We start from the raw sequence: 21,014 nt of genomic DNA on the forward strand, positions 1-21,014 counted from the left end.
TCGTGATAGCTAAATCACTGAACCGACGCGGCCTCCCGCGCTTATTCTGTTTGCTTTGCGCCCACCCGCTTATTGCTTCTTCATCAATCCAAAAGGTCAGAGAACCACGGTTAATGAGTGATTGGTTGTATTGCTTCCAGTTGGTTGTTTTGTAACGAGGCTTAGGCATAGGACTACGAGAGAGAGTGGAGGTAGCTGATCAGATCGTAGGTTCTGGATTTAGTTCCATTGAATTACGCAACAAAGCCACTTGGGAGCGTAGTTGGATAGCACGCTCTCCGGGGATCTTATCTAGGTAGAAGATTTGGTCTTCATCTTTAATGCCTAGATGAACTGTGTCTTTTGTTCTTGCTGCTAGCTCACGTAGGAATGGCTTAGCAATTTCCTTGAGAGGCATGTCCTGCTGAGCACGGATACCAAGCTGAATCATCTTAGTCCCCAATACGAGACCAATTCCTTTAACTTCACGGATATAACGAGCTTCTATTAACCCTTGGATAATTCTGTGCACGGTCGATTTCGGTAACTCTAAATGTTCGCATACATCTTTCAGTTGTCGATTACCTTCAGCAATCGAGTCGATCACTGCGATAGCTTTAACCAATGCTTGATTACCCTGTAATTTGCTCATAAAACCGCCTCTCTTTGTATGGGTGGAAATATAGCCGCTGTTTGTTATTGATAATGTGATAACTATCAACATTCCACTCTGTGAAACAATAGTCCCACATTGTGGAATTTTCAGCTGAGGTATAAATACTTTGCATTTGAAACATTCACAGTGTCCAATATCGGTTAAGACTACATTGACCAAAAAACCTTATATTTTAAGGTGTTAAATAGGGGCTTTGCTTCATGCGTAAATCAGACAAGAAGATCGAAAATCAAATTAGAGATGTGCTAACTGACGTTTGTGAAGATACGTTGAAAGGTTACGACGGTTTTCTTTGGGTGACTCATACGGTCAATTTTTCTTCCTTTCCACAAAGCTTAAAAATCGTTTGTGTGTTCGATAGCAATCAAGATAGAACGAATTTCTTAGAGGCTGATGGTCAACAACAAGTGGCTTCCGTTATTCAAAGCGCATTCAATCAGGGTGGGATTAAGCTGAAAAACATTGATAAGCACTTAAGCTTCGATACACAAGAAAATTGCGATCGTGACCACCAAGGTAAGTGGAATTTAAGGCTGTAATTCTCCCCCCAGAACATCTTGATATTCGATCAACGGTGACGGAATTTGGTGGTGTTGCTATGGAAACACCACAATCTCTCTTTACCCAAAATTCTCATTTTGAGAATAAATGCCCCCTCAATTTTCACTGCCTGTGAAACTTACCTTACGAGAAAAATTAAGATTATAAGTTTTTAGCTTTCCCTATAACGTCCTGAGTTTACGCCTCTATTTATATGGAATGAGTGATGGTAACTATCGTTCAGACGGAGCATCCTTGATCAATACTTATATCTAACCAATACTTTTTCTTATTTTGATTCCTAAATTGACACGTAAGTTGGCTGACTTTTCGTCTCGTTATATGAGTTACGACAGTATCGATTAGGAAGTTTTGATAATGAAAACCTACATCCTCTGGGTACTAGCACTCAGTGCATCATACTTGGTTGTTAGTCACTCGTTTGCCGTTGGTACAGCGGTAGTATTACCTGGGCAACATGAGCCCGGCACTGCTCTCGACGGTTCCCCCTTATCTGCGGACGATGTTATTGATTGGGAGATCGCCAACAGCGACATTGTATTCGGCGCTTATTCAGACATTGCTGACAACCAACACGCTATAACCATTGGCTATATGTACAACCAAGCGATGGCGGTGAATTCGGGTTGGTTGGAGAACGACCTTCGCAATCAAGCCGAGTTGGATGGCATTAACTTCGAAGACTATTTCCTTCACTTCTCCGAAGATACAGTTATCGCCGAAGTTGATAAAACGCACGGTGAAAAGACACTGTTAAATCGAAAACCCGTAATTGTTGGGTACACAGCCAGTGAGGATCACGCGGGTTTTTGGCTTTACCAACAACCACCTTGGGATGCAGATGTATTTGAGAATTTCGAAAGCGGTGGGGCGCTTTATATCTACCATGCTGAGCCGTTTGATCGTTTAACCTTCAAGTTTTCTCAGTTCGCTACGGGTGGTGAGTTTTGGATTGAATACCCGGCTACCGTTGATTCTCATGGGATGGTGTCTCAGTGGGAGAGGCTTGAGAGTAAGAAAGACAGAACTCTCAACATGACCAAAAACCAGTCTGTGATTTGGAACCTACCAAGTGATTGGGTTAGAGCGGCGACACATGATGGCAGTGGCGCAAGCTATGGTGGTGGGCAGTATTTTGGTTCAACCTTTGTAAGAGATGGTGGGCGCTTTTATGTAGTTAGGGTTCGTTGGCAGGGGGATAACCCACAAGACCGCCCGCGTTTAAAAGACGTGAAGCTGAAAAACAGTTTTCCGACGGTGAAACTGACTGATGCACCCACAGTCACGCCAGACGGAGGTGTTATCAGCCAATGGCGAAAAATCCGTGGTTTTGACGTTGCTGCAGACCTCAATGGTGATAACTACTTGTCACAAAGCGAGTACCGTAATCGCATAAATAAAAACGCCACCGCTCGCTTTCGTTGGGAATCGAGAGTCATTCCATTTGGTCGAATGTGGAGTGCTGATTCCTCTTGGGCGCTAACGAATATGGCTAATTTGGACTACCTGTCGGCAATACATGGCTATCACCAACAGAGTTGGGGCGAACAAGGCCTGAATGGTGCTTACAACGATGATACCAACAAGCTGATCGGCGCTAATCAGTTTTTTGTCTACTCCGGTGGACATGTTCAGGAGCTGGGTGCTGTCGCTGGCTCAAGTGAAGCGGATGAGCGCTATAAACTGCAATTTTCAGAGTTCCTGAAAAATCTATCATTGCTAGAAAGTGCTGCGTTGATTGGATTGAACATAGGCACGGCAAATTTGCTAGGAAGAAATGGCCAGTCTCACTTGCGCGAAGCCGGATCACTATATCTCAGAGAGCACTATATCTTTCCTTCTACAGGTTTTAGTGGTTATTCAGGGATATCAAAACACTGGGATAACTCTGCACTCGCTTATGCTGAGCAAGACGTTATTTTTCAGGCAACTACGCGCTACGGACGTGTTCATCACTACGGGAATAGTGAGCAAAGCTGGAAGCAAGATCAGTACTCCGCTTTAGCGATTTACCATCTGAGTCGCCACCCTCACTATAGCTATTTTAACCAATGGAATAATGGTTATGTTTATGGGAGCGGCAATACCACATCAGATAATTTTTGGCGGAGTGGTATACCTAAGAATTTGGCATATCAGCCAAGCCCGCTGTTGGCTATTGAGCTAGGTGAGCCAGCGAACCACATTCCACAAGGCTTTGGCGCCATCCCTTTTATGCTCTCGACAAGTACGCCTGTGCCGGCCGATTACACCATAGTCGGTGATGCATCGATGAACGAGATGGTACACCAAGACTTACCCGGTGGAATGACACACGTATTGCCGACGTTTACCTATTTCATCTATCAATCTGAAGAGCAAGTGGTCGCTGGTGGACCAGAAGATATGGTTTTAGCGAGAGAGTTTGATCATGGGCGAGTGCTGTATCGCACTGACTTCCACGGCAAGAGCGCAAGCTTTTATGATACAGAGAAACTGACGATTACATTGGATGTGCCGATGAAGCCGGTCGATGCAGATGGCAACATTGGTGAATATGTTAATCAGATAGAAATTGGTGGGTATGAAGGGCTGTTTCTACTTTATTAACGTGAAACTCGAGGTGCTTTAAGTTGTTTCTCGGGCTTCTATTTTGGAAGCCCGTTCTTTGCCAACATTGAATTAGGCTCTTGAAATCAGCTTGTTGTTTTTACACTGTTTTAACTCTTTAGCAATCCATGACTTCTCATTCAAGCCATTGTCAATTAAGGCAAATAGGTAACCATCAACCTTGCTTGAAGCGGCTGGGTATTCTTGGAATACGTGCTTAGGGTAACCGGGATATTCGGTCTCATATTCACTGTCCAGTTGCTTGCCCTGCTCTCGCCATTTAACGAATAGCTCTGAAGAAGAGGTTGGGTTCTTGTATTGACCTAGAATTCTTTGGTGATGAACCAATGCTACTTTAGCGCAGTGATTAGTTTGAACGACTTTCTGTATTAATTCAGCTTGTGTTTCGCTCATGGTTTTCGCGAGTGCGTTTTCTTGTTCGATGCGCTCTATTCGCTCACCAAAGGTTTCAGCGTGTGCAGAAAAGACAACAGAAATGGGTAAAACTAATGCCAAAAGGCGCTTACAGAACATAACCTAACTCATTGAATGGATTCGTGACTATTATGCCGTTGAGTAACAATATTATTAACGAATAAAGGGACTTAATTGTAAGAATTATTTTTGTCGAGTGGATTAATAAATGCTTACCTCTTTAAATTATTTGCCTCCTGAATGTTTGGCTATTTGGCGGGTAAGTATCACTTATTGGCTTGCATGAGAGATTAACGCATTGATTATAAATGTTGAATATCAATCTCTTGATAAGGGAAGCCAATGGCCTTAGCTGCATTTAGCAAGGCTTGCTGACTCTTAAACACCCTCGGCTGCATCTTTCTGTCAGACTCAAGAAAACTGTTTACGCCCCATTTATGACTCTTTACGAGCAGGTAATAACCATTAGTTCCTGGTGGAATCACTCCAATAGCAGCTTTCAAGTCTCCCCGGCCAAAGTGGTCTTTGAATTCACGTAGCAACATACCAACTTCCTTATTTGAATATTAAAAAAGGGAGCAAAGTGCTCCCTTATTGAGTGAGGTTAATGACTACAGGAATGCGCGGTAAGGCAGTTCTGGGTCATTCTTGAAGATGTCAGCAAAGCCACGGAAGTGCTGGTAATGCATGCGACCTTTGTCTGTTGGGTAAGTGTACTTACCACCCACTTGCCAGAAGAAAGGTGCGAAGCCGTATTGAAGACGCTCTTTCTTCATATTCCATAGCATTTCGATTTCACGTGGGTCGTTTTGGAAGTTAGCCCAGATGTCATGGTGGAATGGAACAACCACTTCACAGTTTAGAGATTCAGCAGCACGAAGAATATCTGAAGACGTCATTTTATCAGTCACGCCACGTGGGTTCTCACCGTAAGAAAGCAGTGCTACATCGATTTTGTGGTCGTTACCGTGCTTCGCGTAGTAGTTCGAGTAGTGAGAGTCACCAGAGTGGTAAACAGAGCCGCCAGTTGTTTCTACTAAGTAGTTCACTGCGCGATCATCCATGCCATCCAGAATGTCTTTATCGATAGAAGACGTACCTTCTGGAAGAGTGACAAGCGCTGTACGGTCGAATGCGTCTAGAACCTTGATGTTTACGTCTTTAATGCGAATCTCGTCACCAACTTTAGCAATAACACAACGATCTTCTGGCACACCCCATTTCATCCACAAATCAACACACGCTTTAGGACCAATGAATTTCACGTGATCGCCACAGTTTTGTAGAACTGCTGCTGCAACGTTGATATCGATGTGGTCGCCATGGTCATGCGATGCCATTACTGCATCAATTTCTTTAATCGCAAATGGGTCTAGCGGGAAGATAGCGGTACGTAGGTTTGGTTGAAGCGCTTCAACACCACCCATACGCATCATTTGGTGTTGGTTTTTCATTTTTTGAACCGCTTGTGTCTTCTTACCAGTACCACACCAGAAGTCCATTGATAGGTTTGCACCTTCTTCAGATTTTAACCAGATACCAGTACAGCCAAGCCACCACATAGAGAACGTGCCTGGTTCAACTACAGTTTGTTCAATCTCTTCATTTAACCATGTGCCCCACTCAGGGAATGTATTTAGGATCCAAGATTCGCGAGTGATTTCGTTTACATTGCTCATGATAATACCTTTTATTTCAATAATTTGATTAATTTTGGATGTAGGGAGCCGAGCGCCTTAATTTGGACTAAGGCACTGAGCTGAAATTTATTATTATTTGAGGGCGGGTTAGCCCATTAGATTTACACTAAGATGACTTGCGTCCCTTGAGCTTCAATCTTTTTAACCACGTCTGGGTTGGCATCTTTACCGGTGATTACGATGTCTATTTGCTTAGCATCGCAAAACAGCATTCCGGTCCTTTGTCCAACTTTAGAGCTGTCTACCACAACGACTAACTTGTCGACTTGTTCCAACATCTGTTGCTCGGCAACGGCGGTTAGCATGTCGGCTTTATAGAGACCCGCATCAGTTAGCCCTTTACCAGACGTAAACATCCAGTTCCCGGCATAGCCACCCAAAGAGTTTGGTGCTGGGTTTAAAAAGATGTTTTGTGCCTTGTTGTATTGGCCACCAATGATGATCACGTCGTCATGATCTTCGTTGATCAGGTAGCTAGCGAGTGGGAAATAGTTCGTCACGATCTGAACGTCTTCTCCACATAACTGCTGACCCAGTAGGAAAGCGGTTGAACCACAGTTTATGACTACGGTGTCACCCGCCTGACAAAGCTCGGCAGCGGCATGCGCTATTTGAGCTTTCTCTTCATAAAACTCAGTACTGTTGATATTGAGCGGTGACCACTTTCTCTTTTGGTTTTCTATTCTTTCGGCGCCATTTCGTACCTTTCGAAGTCTGCCTAGCTCATCTAATTTTGCGATATCACGTCTAGCCGTAGCCGGTGAAACACTAAAATTATCAATAATATGAGAGACGTTAATCGTCTGCATTTCTTCTAGTAACGACAGGATGCCGTTGTGTCTTTGCACTTCGTTCATATTTATCACTCTATTTGTCGCTGTGACAATTTGATGATTACTTTTGATTTGTTTTGATTCTAATAATCACATTTATGATTGTCAAATCCTTGCTGTTGTAAAACAAGACTTAAATCACAAGTTTTTATAAGTTATTGTTTTTATTGGTTTTTATTTTTTTTGGTGTGATCCAATGCCCAATTACCCACATTCTAATGGTGGATAATTGATATAAATCAAAGTAATCACAAGTGAGCATTGAATGATTACTTTTGATTGTTAAAGTCTATCTCGTGAGCAAAACAAGACATCACTGAATCCTACAAATCATTAAAAATACAAATTATATCAGGGGTAAAGATATGGAGTTCTTATACGATATCTTCTATATTTTTTACAGTCAGGTTATGACCAAAGCACCTTTGCTGCTTGGTATCGTAACTTGTCTCGGTTACATCCTTCTCAAACGTGACGCAACAACCGTTATCGCCGGTTCAATTAAAACCATTGTTGGTTTTATGATTGTTCAAGTGGGTGCGGGAACACTGGTAGCAGGTTTTAAACCGGTTATTGAAAAGATGAGTGAAATTCATGGACTGACAGGCTCGGTAATCGACCCTTACACCTCCATGATGGCCACCATGGAAACCATGGGTGACAATTACTCTTGGGTTGGGTACGCAGTCCTTATGGCACTGGGCATCAACATTTTATTGGTTGCCTTTCGCCGAGTTACGGGTATCCGCACCATCATGCTTACGGGACACATCATGTTCCAACAAGCGGGCTTGATTGCTGTTTTCTACTTCGTGCTTGGCGCGGGTATGTGGGAAACCATCATCTACTCTGCAATTTTGATGGCTCTATACTGGGGCATCTCTTCCAACATCATGTTCAAGCCTACACAAGAAGTGACAGGCGGAGCTGGCTTCTCTATTGGTCACCAACAGCAGTTTGCATCTTGGGTTGCAACGAAAGTTGCTCCGAAGTTGGGTGATAAGAACGACAGTGTAGACCACATCAACCTACCGAAATGGCTACACATCTTCCACGACAGTATTGCTGCGACTACGTTAGTCATGACGGCATTCTTCGGCATCATTCTTCTCTCTTTCGGTCTTGATAACCTTCAAGAGATGGCAGGTAGTACACACTGGCTTATCTACATCTTCGAAACGGGTCTGAAATTCGCGGTAGCGATTCAAGTTATCGTAACCGGTGTACGTATGTTCGTTGCCGAGCTTTCTGAAGCGTTCAACGGTATTTCTCAACGTCTCATCCCGAATGCGGTTCTTGCGATTGACTGTGCGGCTATCTACGCATACTCACCAAACGCAATGGTGTTCGGTTTCCTTTGGGGTGCAGTGGGTCAATTCACAGCAGTATTGGCGATGTTGGCTTTCGATGCGCCAATCATGATTATCCCTGGCTTCATTCCAATGTTCTTCTCTAACGCAACGATTGGTGTGTTCGCTAACCACTTCGGTGGCTGGAAAGCGGTGATGAAGATCTGTTTCGTGATGGGCATTATCGAGGTGGTTGGTTCAGCTTGGGCGATTCACATCTTCGCGCAATCAGGTACTGAGTTTAACGGCTGGATGGGCATGGCTGACTGGGCTCTTGTATTCCCACCAATCATGCAAGGTATCTCTAGCTCTAGCATGTTCTTCTTTGTTGTTGTCGCACTAGCGGGTGTTTACATGTACTTCGCATCGAAAGCCCTTCGTGCTGAAGAAGACGGCGAAGCACAACAAGCGCAAACCATGACAGCAGTAACTCCAGAAGGCGTAGAAGTTGAGGTTGAAGCGCTTAATTCTCAAGCGCCTGTCCAATCCCAAGCGGTGGCTGAGGCTCCACAAGCGAGCAGCGCAACTGAACAGAAACCAGTACGAGTTCTCGTGTGCTGTGGCTCTGGTCAAGGGTCTTCGATGATGTGCTCTAAGAAGATTAAAGAGTTCTTAGATAAGAAAGGCGTACCAGCAACCACATTCAACAGTGCAATCACAGACTACAAATCACATTTAGGTTCATTCGACATCATCGTTACTTCGGTTGCGCTGGCTGAAAAGATTACCAACCTACCTGAAGGTAAACAGCAGCTAGCAGTGAAGAACATGATCATGGTGAAAACCTTTGGTGATGAGCTGATTTCACTTATCGAAAACAACTTCCACAAATAATTGAACTAGCCCAGCGGCAAAGCGGCTGGGCTAATAAAAATACTAATAACAAATTACTAAGTGAGCAAAACAATGAACTTGAAAGAATCTCTGATTACCAACAACTCAATCCAACTTAATGCAAAAGCAACCGACTGGCAGTCGGCTATCAAAATCGGTACTGACGCACTGGTTAAAGCTGGTGTGGCTGAAGAGCGTTACTACGATGCGATCATCAAAGCGATTTCGGCTGAAGGCCCATACATCTGTATTCACGATGCATTTGCTCTACCACACTGCCGCCCAGAAGATGGTGTTATCAAAACAGGCTTTGCGTTAACGGTCTTAGAAACACCAATTCTTTTTGATGATGTAGACGAGCCAGTCGATGTGCTGATCACCTTGGCAGGTAAAGACTCAGAAGAACACATCGAAGGCACGATGCAGGTCGCGAACCTAATCGAGTTTGATGAAGATTTCTCAAAACTACGTGCATGTAAAACACCGCAAGATGTGGCGAACCTGATTGATATGGCACTCGCACAAGCTGAAGCGGCTTAAGGAGTCGATATGTCCAAATATAGCCAATTGAAACAACGTGTTTTAGAAGCGAACTTGCAGCTTCCTAAGTACGGCTTAGTGACCTTTACCTGGGGCAATGTTTCTGAGTTTGACCGTGAAAATGGCGTGATAGCGATTAAACCTTCAGGTGTTGAATACAGTGACATGACGGCTGAAGACATGGTGGTAGTGGATTTAGATGGCAACATCATTGAAGGCAAGCTGAATCCTTCAAGTGATACTGCTACTCACCTGGAGCTCTACAAAGCGTTCCCAGACATCGGCGGCATTGTTCATACCCACTCTCGCAGTGCAACGATTTGGGCGCAGGCGGGCATAGATATTCCAGCTCTGGGCACGACACACGCTGATTACTTCTATGGTGATATTCCGTGTACTCGCAAGCTCTCGAACAGCGAAATTGCTGATCAATATGAGAAGAACACTGGCTTGGTGATCATCGAAGAGTTTGTCCAGCGTCGTATCGACCCGATGGCAGTACCGAGTGTGATTGTGGCGGGGCATGCGCCTTTCTCTTGGGGCAAAGATGCCAAAGACGCCGTACATAACGCGGTGGTGTTAGAGGAAGTGTCGGCAATGGCATTGGCAACACGCTCGCTGAACAGCGGCATTAAGATTCAGCCGGAGCTATCAGATAAGCATTACCTACGTAAGCACGGTGAAAATGCTTACTACGGGCAGCAATAAGCGCGATGTGAGGAGAGGCGATGTATCAAGTATTGGCGTTAGACCTTGATGGAACCGTGTTGACCGATGATCACACCATCCATCCTGAAGTGAAAAAAGCGATCCAAGAGGCCAAGCAACATTGCCATGTGATGATCGTGACCGGTAGGCATCACACCGCAGCAAGGCCTTATTACTATGAGTTAGGGCTAGACACTCCAATTATCTGCTGCAACGGAACCTACGTGTATGACTACCAAACCGAGACCGTTTTAACTCAGAACGCAATTGAGCATGAACATGCCCTGACGTTCATCGACTTAGCACAGGAACATAAGCTGAAGATGGTGATGTATATCACCGATGCGATGACTTACTCCAACTACAACCCATTCGCTTACATGTTGGCGTTGGAAGAGTGGGCTGAGCAAGCACCAGAGCACCACAAACCAAATATCTATCGCGTGGATTCATTCTCCGAAACGGCGAAGAACACCGAGTTTGTGTGGAAGTTTGTGGTGGAAGGGGAGCAAGAGTCGGTTGATCGCTTGATGCAAACGCCTTGGGTCAAAGACCACTTTAACGGCGAACGTTCGTGGTCGAACCGAATCGACTTTGCTGCAAAGGGCAATAGTAAAGGTCTACGCCTTGCAGAATACGTGAATGAACTGGGGTTTCAGCCCTCTCAAGTGATTGCCATTGGCGACAATCACAATGACATATCAATGCTTCAATACGCAGGCTTAGGTGTCGCGATGTTTAATGCTGACGACACCGTCAAATCGAACGCTCAAGCCGTATGCAAAACAGACAACAATCAAGATGGCCTTGCCCATCTAATACGTGAACAAATTAAAGGATAAAACCATGACTAAACCAATGATTCAAATCGCCCTAGATCAAACAAACCTGCCTGCTGCTATTGAAGTGGCGAACAACGTAGAGAGCTACGTAGACGTGATTGAAGTGGGGACTATCCTTGCGTTTGCTGAAGGCATGAAGGCGGTTTCGACACTGCGTAAAAACCACCCTGACCATATCTTAGTGTGTGACATGAAAACCACAGATGGCGGCGCGATTCTGGCTCGTATGGCATTTGAAGCAGGCGCTGACTGGATTACGGTTTCAGCAGCAGCGCACATTGCAACCATTGATGCATGTAAGAAAGTCGCTGATGAGTTCAATGGCGAAATTCAAATCGAGATCTACGGTAACTGGACTATGGACGACGCTCAAGCGTGGGTTGACCTAGGTATTACACAAGCGATCTACCACCGTTCTCGTGATGCTGAGTTGGCGGGCGTGGGCTGGACAGAAGCAGACTTAATGAAGATGCGTGCTCTGTCTGAGCTGGGTATCGAGCTTTCTATCACAGGTGGCATCGTGCCAGAAGATTTGTACCTATTTGAAGGCATCAAAGCGAAAACCTTTATTGCTGGCCGCGCATTGGCGGGTGAAAAAGGCCAAGAAACCGCTGAAGCACTGAAAGAACAGATCAACCGCTACTGGAACTAGGAGGCGTTATGTACCAAAACTTAACGCGCCATCGTGTCGGGCTTTATGAAAAAGCCCTGCCGAATGATTTAAGTTGGGAAGATAAGCTAAAAACGACGAAAGAGTTAGGCTTTGATTTCCTTGAAATTTCGGTTGATGAATCCGATGAAAGACGCAGCCGTTTAGACTGGTGCGATGAAGAGGTCTATGGCCTACGCCGTTTGTGTGAAGAGCATCAAGTGCCGTTGCAGTCGATGTGTTTGAGTGCACACCGCAAGTTCCCATTTGGCTCAGCCGATCCGAAAGTGCGAGAGCAAGCCGTTATCCATATGGAGAAGGCCATTACGTTGGCGTACAAGTTGGGCATTCGCACCATTCAGCTTGCAGGATATGACGTGTATTACGAATCTGCAGACGAAGCGACACACCTGCGTTTTATCGAAGGTATGAAGCTCTCGGCACAACTGGCGGAGCGCGCTGGGGTGATGCTAGCGGTTGAAATCATGGACACGGATTACCTGAACTCGCTGAGTAAGTTTGAAGTGTTGAGCCGTGAGATTGATTCACCTTATTTCACTGCGTATCCAGATGTAGGCAATATCTCAGGTTGGAACTATGACATAGTGACAGAGCTTAAGCTGAGTAAGCCGCGTATTACGCAGATTCACCTTAAAGACACGTATCGCGTCACTCCTGAATATAAAGGGCAGTTCCGTGATTTAGTGATTGGCGAGGGAGAAGTCGATTTCAATGCGATCTTCAAAACATTGAAAGAAACGAAGTGCGTAGTACCACTTGTTATCGAAATGTGGGCGCAAGATGAACACTGGAAAGAGAACATCTTGAAAGCTCAGGTTCGCTTAAACGAAGTTTGTCGTCAAACGGGTGTGATGCCCCTGTTTGGAAATGAATAGCTTGGGAACTAATTGCTTGGAAACGAATCGTTTGGAAGCTAATCGCGTAGATTGAGATTGTGCAAAAATAACAGAATAGCAGCTCAGTTGGCTTAATCGATTAGCGAGTCAAACATCGCTAATGTCAGAAAATTCATGCTCCTTTCTGGCAATAAAAACGTGCAGCATATTGCCCCCAATATGTTGCACGTTCTGCTTTTTCTGCGGTGAAGAACTCGATCGCCGTTGGTTAGATAGCAACAGTGATGTGGTCGCGTCCTACTTTTGCCATCTCCATCAGAACCTCAGTGTGGTACTTCTTCTTCACGGTAACGTGAGTACCAATTTCACTGGCAATCTTTACGATTTCTAGTGCGTCTGTTGGGTGTAGAGAAGAGTCTTTTGCGATTTCGATGTTTACGCCTAGTTTGACGAGTTCAATTGCGTCGGTTGAATGCATGGTCTTTTTCCAAAATTGAATTTTGGTGGACTATATCACTTTCATTTTATCCAACTCTACACGCACTCCTCAAAAACGGATATCGATCCGATCAAAATAGGATTTCAAGAGTAAAAGCACTCATTGTTTGACACTGCAAAAACTATTTACCGTATTGGTGGCGGAGATCATATTCACAACAAGAATTGATAGTTCCGGTGCGCTGTTCTTATTATGATAAGTGGTAAAAGGATTAAAAAAGTCATGCCGAATTTAGACAAATATAAAGGAATTATCTTTGACTTAGATGGTACCTTGGTTAATTCCATGGTTGCCCACGCCCATGCTTGGGAACTGACTTGCAGTAAGTTCAACATCCCTTATGACAAAGAGTGGTTGGATCAACTTGGTGGTATGCCTTCACGCAAAGTCACGCTTGAGATCATGAAGCGATATGACTTATCTCTTGACCCACAACTGATCACCAAAGACAAAATCGCAAACTTCGAAGCAATTGAGCACAAGGGCGACGTATTACCGGAAACCTACGCCATATTAGAGCGTTATTATCAGCTCAAGAAAGTGGGTATTGGTACGGGCGCACAAGCTAAGCATGCTAAAGCCATTCTAGATACCACCGACATTCCTTCAATGATCACTGCGCTTGTGACCTCCGATGATGTCGATAATCACAAGCCTCATCCCGATACGTTTTTAAAAGTCGCGCAGCAACTTGATGTATTACCAAGTGATTGTGTTGTTTTTGAAGACACACTCATAGGACAGCAAGCGGCGAGTAGTGCCGGGATGGACTGTTTTATGGTGGAAGAGGGTGTCGTCACCACGTTCATACCGGCCAATAACGAATAACTCAAATATACAATACTGATCTCAAGGAACCCTATGAAAGATTACCTTATCGCGCCTTCCATTCTGTCTGCTGATCTTGCTCGTTTAGGCGAAGATGTTGCAAATGTCATTGCAGCTGGTGCTGATGTGATTCACTTCGACGTAATGGATAATCATTATGTACCTAACTTAACCTTTGGTGCTCCGGTGCTAAAGGCTCTGCGTGATTACGGTATTGCCGCTCCCATTGATGTCCATTTAATGGCAAAACCCGTTGATTCAATGATCCCTGATTTTGCAAAAGCAGGGGCGAGTATGATTACTTTCCATGTTGAGGCGTCTGAACATGTTGATCGTACGCTACAGCTGATCAAAGAGTGTGGCTGCCAAGCGGGTGTAGTGCTGAACCCAGCAACACCGTTAAGCCATTTGGATTACATCATGGATAAAGTGGATCTTATCTTAGTGATGTCTGTGAATCCTGGCTTTGGAGGCCAATCGTTTATTCCTGCTACGCTAGATAAATTGCGTGAAATTAGACGACGTATTAACCAATCGGGGCGTGCAATTCGTTTGGAAGTCGATGGTGGGGTGAAAGTAAATAACATAAAAGAGATTGCTGATGCCGGTGCTGACATGTTTGTTGCTGGGTCGGCGATTTTTGATAGTGAAGACTATCAACAGACGGTTGACGCGATGAGAGCGGAATTGGCTAAGTAGCGCCAACAGAGGCTCGAAAAGTAGCAGGCTTGGTTTCCTCTTGGTTCAACGGGGGCTCCAAGCCTTTTTTGTATCTCTCAATCTAGAGTGAATATTGTCTAGAAAAGCCTTAAGGTGTGGTTAGCTTATCTTTAGCGTGACCAAACTAACGATTTACCATTGTGTAATAAAACTACAGAAATTGTTGACTTCAATCACATTTAGGAGGAAAATTAGCCATAGATCACACAACAACGAGAACGAACAATGAATGCTACAGTAATCACAAACGAAAGCAGCAAAACATTAGTAAAACCTTCTGTAATGAATGAAGTTCTTTTCTTTGCAAAGTCTACGGCAATTATGGGTGCAATCATCCTACTTGTTGCTTCTGCTTGGGTTTAATCTCAACAGATAAACACTAGCTAAGTGTGATCAGGGGTGATGCAATATCACCTACTGATACAACTTAGTTCAAGCTCAATTCAACCTTTCCTTACCTCTCTTTTACTTCCTTCAGCAGTCATGCTGTTTTTTATCTCATCGTTATATTTAAGCGATTGATTTGCTTGGTACTTCACCACCGACCAATACAACACAACCATCCCGATATAAGCCAATGCTGGCGCAACATAGCTCATACTCAGCGTAAATGCGTCAATTAAGCTCGCTTGTACAAAAGGTAATGCAATTCCACCAATAGAGCACATGATCAAAATCGCGGCTCCTTGTGAGCTCTGTTTGCCAGCAGCTTGAAGCGCTTGAGCGTAAATGATCGGATAAAGTGTCGAGTTGCAAAGGCCGACGACCAGCAGTAAATAGCCTGTCCAACGGTGGTCAAACAGCAATGCGGTGATACTGATAACAATAGCAACCAAGCATGAACACAAAAAGAGAGTATGTGAGTTCAGACGTTGGCCAAACTTGGCAAACAACAAACGGCCAATAAACATAAATACCCAATACGCAGCAATGATCTGGGTGGCTGAGATAAGCCCTAAATCACCATACTTTGGGTCTGCCAAATAGGTGATAGTGAAAGTACCAAAACTCACCTCAACCCCAATGTAGAACAGAAGAACCAGAGCTAATTTTAAGAAAGGACGATTTTTCAATAACGTAAGTAACCCACGCCAGAAGCCGGTTAGCTGCTTAGGTTTAATATCAGGGATATCAATGCGCTGAAAGAATACGAGCAAACCAAGGAAAAAGAGCGCGATCAGTAGAAAGAGAATGGAGACTTGCTCGGCTGTGCTGTTAATTTGATAACTTGTCGCTATGACTACTACCGCACTCAGTACTAAAGGCCCCAACACTGTTCCTATCGAGTTAGATGCTGTTGCGATGCTCTGCCTAATCACGCTTTTATCGGGTGTTGAAAGCAGAGACACATAAGGTGAGCTGACGACTTGAATGGCAGAGAGCCCCGATGCCATTAACAAGATACCAAGTAAGGTAAGCGTTAAGTCTTGTGAGCGAACTAAATAAGCCATCACTAAGCAGCCTAATACACACCAAAGCAAACAGAATTTTAATGTGCGGCGGTAGCCGATTTTTGCCATTACGAACGACGTCGGAAGCGAGACGGTCACTCGAGTGATGAAAAACGCCATCGGAAACAGCATTGCCATTTTATAGTCGAGAGCAAACGCCTCTTTGTAGTAGGGAATGAGAGAGTTACTTGAAACAGTGATTAGCCCCCAGATAAAAAATATTAGAGACAGCAAAACCAGAGGGGCATCTTTTAACGGGAATACTTTCATAGTGATTCCTTATAAATAGCGACAAAAAAAGCAGAAGATGATCTTCTGCTTTTGAACAAAGGTGTTAGGAATTAGTCACGTACAAAATTAATGTGGTGAATATGAATATTGTATTTTTCGATGATCACCTTAGTGGCGTGCATGCTCCTAATGCGAGCGTCAGAGTCGAGAGCTTCCGCCATGGCAGACTCACTTTCGTAGCTGTGCTGCATCATAAGTAGCAGGTTTTTATGGCTTTCTGCTTCAATCGCTTCAGGTTTATTCAACGTTAAACCCTGATTATTCGGGAAAGTGCGAATGATTGGGGCGACTTCATTTTCCATGTATTGGTAGAAGTCTTGTTTTTGCTCTTCGGTTAAATCAGCTTCGAAAAATGCGGTGCGAAAAATAGTCATGGTCGCTCCTTATAGCTCAAAGCCAGATTGGTTCGCGATTGACTTCAAGGTTGCTTTCGCTTGTTTGATGTCTTCTAACCAGTTGTCATTTTGAGCCCACATCTCGATCACTAGTGGTGCGCTGTAATCAATGTCTGCCAAGGTTTTGAAAATTGAAGGGAAGTCGACTTGACCTTCACCAATCACAAGATCTCGGAACTGACCTTTACAGGTTTCAGAAACGCGCAGTGTATCTTTTAGATGCACCTGCACTAGGTGGTCACGGCTCAGTTTCAGCTCAGTACAAACATCGTAATTCCAACCAGAGATATTGCCGACATCTGGGTAGGCCATGAAGTAAGGAGATGGGATCTCACGTTTTAGTACTTCAAACTTGCTTAGCGAGTTGAGGTAAGGCGTATCCATGATCTCTACGCCCAGCATAATGCCAGCGCGTTCTGCCATTTTGGTTGCTTGCTTCATGCCATCGATAAAGCGTGCATGTGTTTCCGCTGATTGTGGCTCGTAATACACGTCGTAGCCCGCCATTTGAATACAGCGGATGCCCAGTTTGTACGCAAGAGAAATCGCTTTCTCCATGATGATGAAAGACTCTGTGCGAATCGCTTCATCCATAGAACCGAATGGGAATTTACGGTGTGCGCTTAGACACATTGATTGGAAAGGCATTTGATGCTTTTCACATAGGCGGCGAAGCTCGTAAATCTCTTCGTCTGACCAATCGAGACGTGCACGACGCTCGTCGGTCTCATCGACAGAGATTTCGACAAAGTCGAAACCCGCGTCTTTAGCATAAATAAAACGTTCTTCCCAAGTGAGAGAAGCCGGCATTGCTTTCTCGTAAATACCTAATCTGAATTTGTTTTTAGAATCAAACATTCTTTTTCCTTAAAAGAGTTGTTGTTCTATACGCGCCGTGATGTCTTGGATTTTGTTGGCAATTTCTTCATAGCCTAACGCTTTCATTTTTGGCGTTAGTGAAGAGACACTTACCGCGTATACAGGGGATTTGTTCTTGTCGAAAATAGGGACAGCAACACAAGAAATGCCTGCTTCGTTCTCTTCATCGTCCAGCGCATAACCGCGCGCTTTGATCTTGTCGAGAACATCGAAAAACTGAGATTTATCGAGAATCGTATTCTCAGTTAATGGCTTCATGGTGCTGACATTACGCTGCCAGTAGGTTTCGCGCACAGCGTCAGAGCTGAACGCTAGGTAGCATTTACCAGCGGCAGAGCAGTACATAGGAGAGTGCAAACCGACGTATGTGCGAGTACGAAACGCGGAATTTACCGGCTCAAACTTATCTTTGAAGATGATGTTGTCAGCGTCAAAAGAGAGAAAGTTCACCGTCTCATTCACATCGTCGAGCAGCTCAGAGAGGTAAGGCTTAACAGTGCCAGTCACGTCAGAGTTGATGGCTGCGTGACCTAGCTGAACTAGCTTCATTGTTAAGCGATACTCTTTGCCTGAGCACATTTGAGCAACATAACCAGAGGCTTCAAACGTTGCCAAAATACGGTGGACAGAAGACTTATTGAAGCCTGTCCCTTCAGACACTTTCTGTAGTGAGACGCCATTAGGATAATTCCCAAGGAACTCCAGAACAGTCAGTGCTTTAGACAACGATTTAATTTGCTCACTCATATATGTGCTACCAGTGTTTACCTATTTCAGTATGGAAATTTTCTGCAATATCACGTCCATTGCTTCCGGCTAAAGCGCGGCCAGCAATAAATGACTTTGCAGACAGATTCTTAAACAAATGCAGATCGTCTGGCACAATACCACCAGTAATGGATAGTTCAATTCCTATATCCGATAATTTCTGCATTTTTATCAAATCTTCTTCGGTCCAGCTCACACCAGCCAGTTCGGCATCACGGGAACGGTGATAAATTGCTTGCGTAATACCCATATCGACCCAAGCGCGTGCGTCATCCATAGTCCAGTGGCCGTACAGTTCAATTTGTACTTCGCCGTTAAACTCGTCAGTGACTTTCTTCGCTGAGCGGATAGTTTCAATGTGAGCGGCTGCGCTAACGGTTACCCAGTTGGCACCGGCTTCCATTGCTAGACGGGTTAAAATTGCGCTCGCATCGGTGATTTTCATATCACACACGATAGTGTGGTTTGGGTACTTTTCTCTCAGGATTCTTACGCTGTCTACGCCGTGAGCAAAGGCCAGAATCGTCCCGATTTCAATCACGTCGAGCTTGTCTGCAACATGCTCAATAGACGCGAGTGCGGTATCAATATCCGTAGCATCAAGCGCCATTTGTAACAAAGGCTTAGATGGTTTTAGTAAGGACTTAGGCATCCATTTCTTCCTCAAATTGTTTAAACAACTGAACCAGTCGTTGGTAGTGCTTGTATTTCTTCTGATATTTTTCGTAGTTTGCTGGGTTCGGCTCAACACGAGAAGCTGAGTGAGTAACGCTTTGCGTGCACTCTGCTAAAGAAGCAAATTCACCAGCGCCAACCATAGCCATCATGGCTGCGCCAAGTGACCCTGTTTCATCTACGTCAGAGACTTCAACTGTCATTCCGGTAAGGTCTGCCAGCATTTGCATCCAAACAGGGCTGGAGGCAGGACCGCCCGTCACTTTCAGCACATCCGCTTTCGGGAAACGCTGACGCATACGTTCAAGATGAAGGTTGTGGCAGAACAGAATGCCTTCCCAAATCGCTTGAATTAGGTGGCCTTTAGTGTGGTGAGACTGTAATCCGTAGAAGCCAGATTTAAGCCCTAAGCCTTGGTTTGAACCATAAAGGAATGGCACGAAGTAGACTGAACTAGATGCCGGGTCTAATGCATCGACTAATGCTTGATTCTGAGCATGGTCGAGTTTGCCATCTTCACCAAGGTAGTCAGCAAACCACTCATAGTTACCAGCTGAGGTTGGGCTTGCTTCATGAATGATGTATTCCCCATCGACCGCATAGTGGCCATAGACAAAGTTGTGTGTCTCTTGAGTGACTTGCTTGGAGATACCTGAGGTGACCGCCCAAGTGCCCATCACATAATTCAAGGTGTCTTCTGATGAGTTGATACCAGAGCAGATCGCTGTTGAAACCACATCAAATAGACCACCAAAGACTGGAGTGCCTAGTGCAAGGCCTGTCTCTTCAGCGATAGCGGCTGTAATTTTTCCCGCTTGCTGCTGAGGTTTTACTACCGGTGGCAGCGCGTCCCAGATCTCTTCAATACCAAAGGTTGTCAGCAATGCTTTGTCGTATTCGCCAGTGATGGAGTTGAAGAAATTGCTTTCTGAAATGTTGGTCAGCTCAGCCGCAACTTCACCCGTTAAGCGATAACGTAGGTAATCGTGCGACATCATGACCGCTCCGATTTGGTTGTAGCGCTGACGGTCGTTCTCTTTGATCCAACGAATGATCGATACTGGATGACCTGTCCATAGAGTTTGCAATGTAGTTGGGTAGATCTCTTGTGCTTTGCCTTGCTCTAACCACTCTTTAACGATAGGTAGCGAGCGAGAGTCTGACGACATGATGCCGTGGCCCAAGTTTTTACCCTGTTTGTCTAGTAGGTAAACGCCTTTACCTTGCGCTGAAATGCTTAAGCCTTTGATGGCTGTTGGCTCAACTTGTGTGGTTTCAAGTAGCTGTTTAATCACGGCGACAGCGTTGCCCCACAGCGCGTCTAGGTCGCGTTCTACCCATCCTTGCTTTTCGTTAATGACACTCGCTGAGACACGAGCCAAGCCTTGCTGTTCGCCTTTGGCATTGAACAGAGCGGCTTTCATAAAGGTACCGCCAGAATCAATTCCGATGTAGTAATTCATTATTTGGCATCCAGTAAGTCATTGTGAATTTTTACTACCAACTTTCTAACAATCGAGCTGTCGTCATTTTCAATGTTGGTGATATGAACGGTATCGGGTGTGAAGAGATAGAACTGCTGCGGTTTGGCATGAATAAAGTTCAGTTCAACACCTTCGAACTCATAAAACTGCAGATCTCTCTGTTCGTTGTAAGGTTCTGCGAGCTTGTGGTCACCAGTGTCTTTAGACCAAGCCATGATCTCTGAACCTTTAAGTACAATTTGTAGATCTGAGTAGTGCTTATGTACTTCTGGCTTAAAGCATGCGAGTGGTTCTTTTTTGTATTCCAGTACAACGAACCAAGCTTGGTCTGCATCAAAACCAGGCAAGGTGTGGCGGCCAATCGCTAGAGCATCGGTATCTAGACTGTTGATATGCTCAAGCACATTTTGAACAGCGACTGGGTAGCTTCGGGTAAATTTAGAGGGTTGAGTATTTCCGACTAGCATAAAAT

General features: G+C 44.7%; 25 protein-coding genes. 11 read left to right on the forward strand and 14 right to left on the reverse strand.

Annotated elements, in window-relative coordinates:
• Both L1D55_RS15645 and L1D55_RS15650 read right to left on the reverse strand, forming a co-directional pair.
• Window positions 1-169 (reverse strand): transposase (locus tag L1D55_RS15645; RefSeq protein WP_200905027.1); only part of this gene is annotated, 169 nt, incomplete at its 3' end.
• Window positions 170-199: 30 nt separating this feature from the next.
• Window positions 200-631: a helix-turn-helix domain-containing protein gene (locus L1D55_RS15650; protein ID WP_239918072.1), complete on the reverse strand. Its 432-nt coding sequence runs from the start codon at window positions 629-631 to the stop codon at window positions 200-202.
• Between the two features lie 224 nt (window positions 632-855).
• Between L1D55_RS15650 and L1D55_RS15655 the strand changes: the two genes are divergently transcribed.
• Both L1D55_RS15655 and L1D55_RS15660 read left to right on the forward strand, forming a co-directional pair.
• Window positions 856-1,194, forward strand: a complete 339-nt coding sequence (locus tag L1D55_RS15655) for a Fis family transcriptional regulator (protein WP_128165170.1) — start codon at window positions 856-858, stop codon at window positions 1,192-1,194.
• Window positions 1,195-1,573: 379 nt separating this feature from the next.
• Window positions 1,574-3,805: a hypothetical protein gene (locus L1D55_RS15660; RefSeq protein ID WP_239918073.1), complete on the forward strand. Its 2,232-nt coding sequence runs from the start codon at window positions 1,574-1,576 to the stop codon at window positions 3,803-3,805.
• Between the two features lie 72 nt (window positions 3,806-3,877).
• Here the strand turns inward: L1D55_RS15660 and L1D55_RS15665 are convergent, their stop codons facing one another.
• The 4 genes from L1D55_RS15665 to ulaR all read right to left on the reverse strand — a co-directional run bounded on the left by L1D55_RS15665 (window position 3,878) and on the right by ulaR (window position 6,797).
• The gene (locus L1D55_RS15665; RefSeq protein ID WP_239918074.1) at window positions 3,878-4,339 is read right to left on the reverse strand and encodes a hypothetical protein; all 462 of its coding nucleotides are present in this window, start codon (window positions 4,337-4,339) and stop codon (window positions 3,878-3,880) included.
• A gap of 203 nt (window positions 4,340-4,542) precedes the next feature.
• Window positions 4,543-4,785 carry a hypothetical protein gene (locus L1D55_RS15670; RefSeq protein ID WP_239918075.1) on the reverse strand — a complete coding sequence of 81 codons (243 nt, stop codon included), beginning with the start codon at window positions 4,783-4,785 and terminating at the stop codon, window positions 4,543-4,545.
• A 66-nt stretch (window positions 4,786-4,851) separates the two neighbouring features.
• Window positions 4,852-5,919 (reverse strand): L-ascorbate 6-phosphate lactonase, encoded by a 1,068-nt coding sequence (gene ulaG, locus L1D55_RS15675; RefSeq protein WP_008215922.1) that lies wholly within the window; start codon window positions 5,917-5,919, stop codon window positions 4,852-4,854.
• A gap of 122 nt (window positions 5,920-6,041) precedes the next feature.
• Window positions 6,042-6,797, reverse strand: coding sequence for an HTH-type transcriptional regulator UlaR (ulaR, locus tag L1D55_RS15680; RefSeq protein ID WP_061032088.1), 756 nt, complete (start codon window positions 6,795-6,797; stop codon window positions 6,042-6,044).
• A 341-nt stretch (window positions 6,798-7,138) separates the two neighbouring features.
• On the opposite strand from ulaR, the gene L1D55_RS15685 reads away from it, so the two are divergent.
• The 6 genes from L1D55_RS15685 to L1D55_RS15710 all read left to right on the forward strand — a co-directional run bounded on the left by L1D55_RS15685 (window position 7,139) and on the right by L1D55_RS15710 (window position 12,591).
• Window positions 7,139-8,956 (forward strand): PTS ascorbate-specific subunit IIBC, encoded by a 1,818-nt coding sequence (locus L1D55_RS15685; RefSeq protein WP_239918076.1) that lies wholly within the window; start codon window positions 7,139-7,141, stop codon window positions 8,954-8,956.
• Between the two features lie 72 nt (window positions 8,957-9,028).
• Window positions 9,029-9,496, forward strand: coding sequence for a PTS sugar transporter subunit IIA (locus tag L1D55_RS15690; RefSeq protein ID WP_008215917.1), 468 nt, complete (start codon window positions 9,029-9,031; stop codon window positions 9,494-9,496).
• 9 nt (window positions 9,497-9,505) lie between these two features.
• Window positions 9,506-10,204, forward strand: a complete 699-nt coding sequence (locus L1D55_RS15695; RefSeq protein WP_239918077.1) for an L-ribulose-5-phosphate 4-epimerase — start codon at window positions 9,506-9,508, stop codon at window positions 10,202-10,204.
• A 20-nt stretch (window positions 10,205-10,224) separates the two neighbouring features.
• The gene (locus tag L1D55_RS15700) at window positions 10,225-11,046 is read left to right on the forward strand and encodes a pyridoxal phosphatase (protein ID WP_239918078.1); all 822 of its coding nucleotides are present in this window, start codon (window positions 10,225-10,227) and stop codon (window positions 11,044-11,046) included.
• A 4-nt stretch (window positions 11,047-11,050) separates the two neighbouring features.
• Window positions 11,051-11,698 (forward strand): 3-keto-L-gulonate-6-phosphate decarboxylase UlaD, encoded by a 648-nt coding sequence (locus L1D55_RS15705; protein WP_239918079.1) that lies wholly within the window; start codon window positions 11,051-11,053, stop codon window positions 11,696-11,698.
• A gap of 8 nt (window positions 11,699-11,706) precedes the next feature.
• Window positions 11,707-12,591 (forward strand): L-ribulose-5-phosphate 3-epimerase, encoded by an 885-nt coding sequence (locus L1D55_RS15710; protein ID WP_239918080.1) that lies wholly within the window; start codon window positions 11,707-11,709, stop codon window positions 12,589-12,591.
• 229 nt (window positions 12,592-12,820) lie between these two features.
• Here the strand turns inward: L1D55_RS15710 and L1D55_RS15715 are convergent, their stop codons facing one another.
• On the reverse strand, window positions 12,821-13,030 hold the full coding sequence (locus L1D55_RS15715; RefSeq protein ID WP_008215911.1) for a hypothetical protein: 210 nt from the start codon (window positions 13,028-13,030) through the stop codon (window positions 12,821-12,823).
• 243 nt (window positions 13,031-13,273) lie between these two features.
• On the opposite strand from L1D55_RS15715, the gene L1D55_RS15720 reads away from it, so the two are divergent.
• From L1D55_RS15720 to L1D55_RS15730, 3 genes are all read left to right on the forward strand, one after another.
• Complete coding sequence (locus tag L1D55_RS15720) at window positions 13,274-13,879, forward strand: beta-phosphoglucomutase family hydrolase (RefSeq protein WP_105058493.1); 606 nt, start codon at window positions 13,274-13,276, stop codon at window positions 13,877-13,879.
• A 33-nt stretch (window positions 13,880-13,912) separates the two neighbouring features.
• On the forward strand, window positions 13,913-14,578 hold the full coding sequence (rpe, locus tag L1D55_RS15725; protein ID WP_239918081.1) for a ribulose-phosphate 3-epimerase: 666 nt from the start codon (window positions 13,913-13,915) through the stop codon (window positions 14,576-14,578).
• Between the two features lie 246 nt (window positions 14,579-14,824).
• On the forward strand, window positions 14,825-14,962 hold the full coding sequence (locus L1D55_RS15730; protein WP_162884311.1) for a hypothetical protein: 138 nt from the start codon (window positions 14,825-14,827) through the stop codon (window positions 14,960-14,962).
• Window positions 14,963-15,042: 80 nt separating this feature from the next.
• Here L1D55_RS15730 and L1D55_RS15735 read toward each other — a convergent pair whose 3' ends face one another.
• The 7 genes from L1D55_RS15735 to L1D55_RS15765 all read right to left on the reverse strand — a co-directional run bounded on the left by L1D55_RS15735 (window position 15,043) and on the right by L1D55_RS15765 (window position 21,009).
• On the reverse strand, window positions 15,043-16,320 hold the full coding sequence (locus L1D55_RS15735; RefSeq protein ID WP_239918082.1) for an MFS transporter: 1,278 nt from the start codon (window positions 16,318-16,320) through the stop codon (window positions 15,043-15,045).
• A gap of 71 nt (window positions 16,321-16,391) precedes the next feature.
• Window positions 16,392-16,715, reverse strand: coding sequence for a hypothetical protein (locus L1D55_RS15740; protein ID WP_239918083.1), 324 nt, complete (start codon window positions 16,713-16,715; stop codon window positions 16,392-16,394).
• Between the two features lie 9 nt (window positions 16,716-16,724).
• Window positions 16,725-17,594, reverse strand: coding sequence for an L-ribulose-5-phosphate 3-epimerase (locus L1D55_RS15745; protein ID WP_128165137.1), 870 nt, complete (start codon window positions 17,592-17,594; stop codon window positions 16,725-16,727).
• Window positions 17,595-17,603: 9 nt separating this feature from the next.
• Window positions 17,604-18,362 (reverse strand): IclR family transcriptional regulator, encoded by a 759-nt coding sequence (locus L1D55_RS15750; RefSeq protein WP_105058489.1) that lies wholly within the window; start codon window positions 18,360-18,362, stop codon window positions 17,604-17,606.
• Between the two features lie 7 nt (window positions 18,363-18,369).
• Window positions 18,370-19,035, reverse strand: coding sequence for a 3-keto-L-gulonate-6-phosphate decarboxylase UlaD (locus L1D55_RS15755; protein WP_061032102.1), 666 nt, complete (start codon window positions 19,033-19,035; stop codon window positions 18,370-18,372).
• Complete coding sequence (locus L1D55_RS15760; protein ID WP_239918084.1) at window positions 19,028-20,521, reverse strand: FGGY-family carbohydrate kinase; 1,494 nt, start codon at window positions 20,519-20,521, stop codon at window positions 19,028-19,030. The genes L1D55_RS15755 and L1D55_RS15760 overlap by 8 nt, the downstream gene beginning before the upstream one ends.
• On the reverse strand, window positions 20,521-21,009 hold the full coding sequence (locus L1D55_RS15765; RefSeq protein WP_128165133.1) for a YhcH/YjgK/YiaL family protein: 489 nt from the start codon (window positions 21,007-21,009) through the stop codon (window positions 20,521-20,523). Before L1D55_RS15765 ends, L1D55_RS15760 begins: the two co-directional genes overlap by 1 nt.
• Between the last annotated feature and the right edge of the window lie 5 nt (window positions 21,010-21,014).

This window comes from Vibrio sp. Isolate22 (assembly GCF_022398115.1).
Classification (GTDB): domain Bacteria; phylum Pseudomonadota; class Gammaproteobacteria; order Enterobacterales; family Vibrionaceae; genus Vibrio.

Excerpts from the sequence above, each read along its gene's own strand:
- L1D55_RS15650 (WP_239918072.1), bottom strand. The coding sequence starts at position 631 with ATGAGCAAATTACAGGGTAATCAAGCATTGGTTAAAGCTATCGCAGTG.
- L1D55_RS15655 (WP_128165170.1), top strand. The coding sequence starts at position 856 with ATGCGTAAATCAGACAAGAAGATCGAAAATCAAATTAGAGATGTGCTA.
- L1D55_RS15660 (WP_239918073.1), top strand. The coding sequence starts at position 1,574 with ATGAAAACCTACATCCTCTGGGTACTAGCACTCAGTGCATCATACTTG.
- L1D55_RS15665 (WP_239918074.1), bottom strand. The coding sequence starts at position 4,339 with ATGTTCTGTAAGCGCCTTTTGGCATTAGTTTTACCCATTTCTGTTGTC.
- L1D55_RS15670 (WP_239918075.1), bottom strand. The coding sequence starts at position 4,785 with ATGTTGCTACGTGAATTCAAAGACCACTTTGGCCGGGGAGACTTGAAA.
- ulaG (WP_008215922.1), bottom strand. The coding sequence starts at position 5,919 with ATGAGCAATGTAAACGAAATCACTCGCGAATCTTGGATCCTAAATACA.
- ulaR (WP_061032088.1), bottom strand. The coding sequence starts at position 6,797 with ATGAACGAAGTGCAAAGACACAACGGCATCCTGTCGTTACTAGAAGAA.
- L1D55_RS15685 (WP_239918076.1), top strand. The coding sequence starts at position 7,139 with ATGGAGTTCTTATACGATATCTTCTATATTTTTTACAGTCAGGTTATG.
- L1D55_RS15690 (WP_008215917.1), top strand. The coding sequence starts at position 9,029 with ATGAACTTGAAAGAATCTCTGATTACCAACAACTCAATCCAACTTAAT.
- L1D55_RS15695 (WP_239918077.1), top strand. The coding sequence starts at position 9,506 with ATGTCCAAATATAGCCAATTGAAACAACGTGTTTTAGAAGCGAACTTG.
- L1D55_RS15700 (WP_239918078.1), top strand. The coding sequence starts at position 10,225 with ATGTATCAAGTATTGGCGTTAGACCTTGATGGAACCGTGTTGACCGAT.
- L1D55_RS15705 (WP_239918079.1), top strand. The coding sequence starts at position 11,051 with ATGACTAAACCAATGATTCAAATCGCCCTAGATCAAACAAACCTGCCT.
- L1D55_RS15710 (WP_239918080.1), top strand. The coding sequence starts at position 11,707 with ATGTACCAAAACTTAACGCGCCATCGTGTCGGGCTTTATGAAAAAGCC.
- L1D55_RS15715 (WP_008215911.1), bottom strand. The coding sequence starts at position 13,030 with ATGCATTCAACCGACGCAATTGAACTCGTCAAACTAGGCGTAAACATC.
- L1D55_RS15720 (WP_105058493.1), top strand. The coding sequence starts at position 13,274 with ATGCCGAATTTAGACAAATATAAAGGAATTATCTTTGACTTAGATGGT.
- rpe (WP_239918081.1), top strand. The coding sequence starts at position 13,913 with ATGAAAGATTACCTTATCGCGCCTTCCATTCTGTCTGCTGATCTTGCT.
- L1D55_RS15730 (WP_162884311.1), top strand. The coding sequence starts at position 14,825 with ATGAATGCTACAGTAATCACAAACGAAAGCAGCAAAACATTAGTAAAA.
- L1D55_RS15735 (WP_239918082.1), bottom strand. The coding sequence starts at position 16,320 with ATGAAAGTATTCCCGTTAAAAGATGCCCCTCTGGTTTTGCTGTCTCTA.
- L1D55_RS15740 (WP_239918083.1), bottom strand. The coding sequence starts at position 16,715 with ATGACTATTTTTCGCACCGCATTTTTCGAAGCTGATTTAACCGAAGAG.
- L1D55_RS15745 (WP_128165137.1), bottom strand. The coding sequence starts at position 17,594 with ATGTTTGATTCTAAAAACAAATTCAGATTAGGTATTTACGAGAAAGCA.
- L1D55_RS15750 (WP_105058489.1), bottom strand. The coding sequence starts at position 18,362 with ATGAGTGAGCAAATTAAATCGTTGTCTAAAGCACTGACTGTTCTGGAG.
- L1D55_RS15755 (WP_061032102.1), bottom strand. The coding sequence starts at position 19,035 with ATGCCTAAGTCCTTACTAAAACCATCTAAGCCTTTGTTACAAATGGCG.
- L1D55_RS15760 (WP_239918084.1), bottom strand. The coding sequence starts at position 20,521 with ATGAATTACTACATCGGAATTGATTCTGGCGGTACCTTTATGAAAGCC.
- L1D55_RS15765 (WP_128165133.1), bottom strand. The coding sequence starts at position 21,009 with ATGCTAGTCGGAAATACTCAACCCTCTAAATTTACCCGAAGCTACCCA.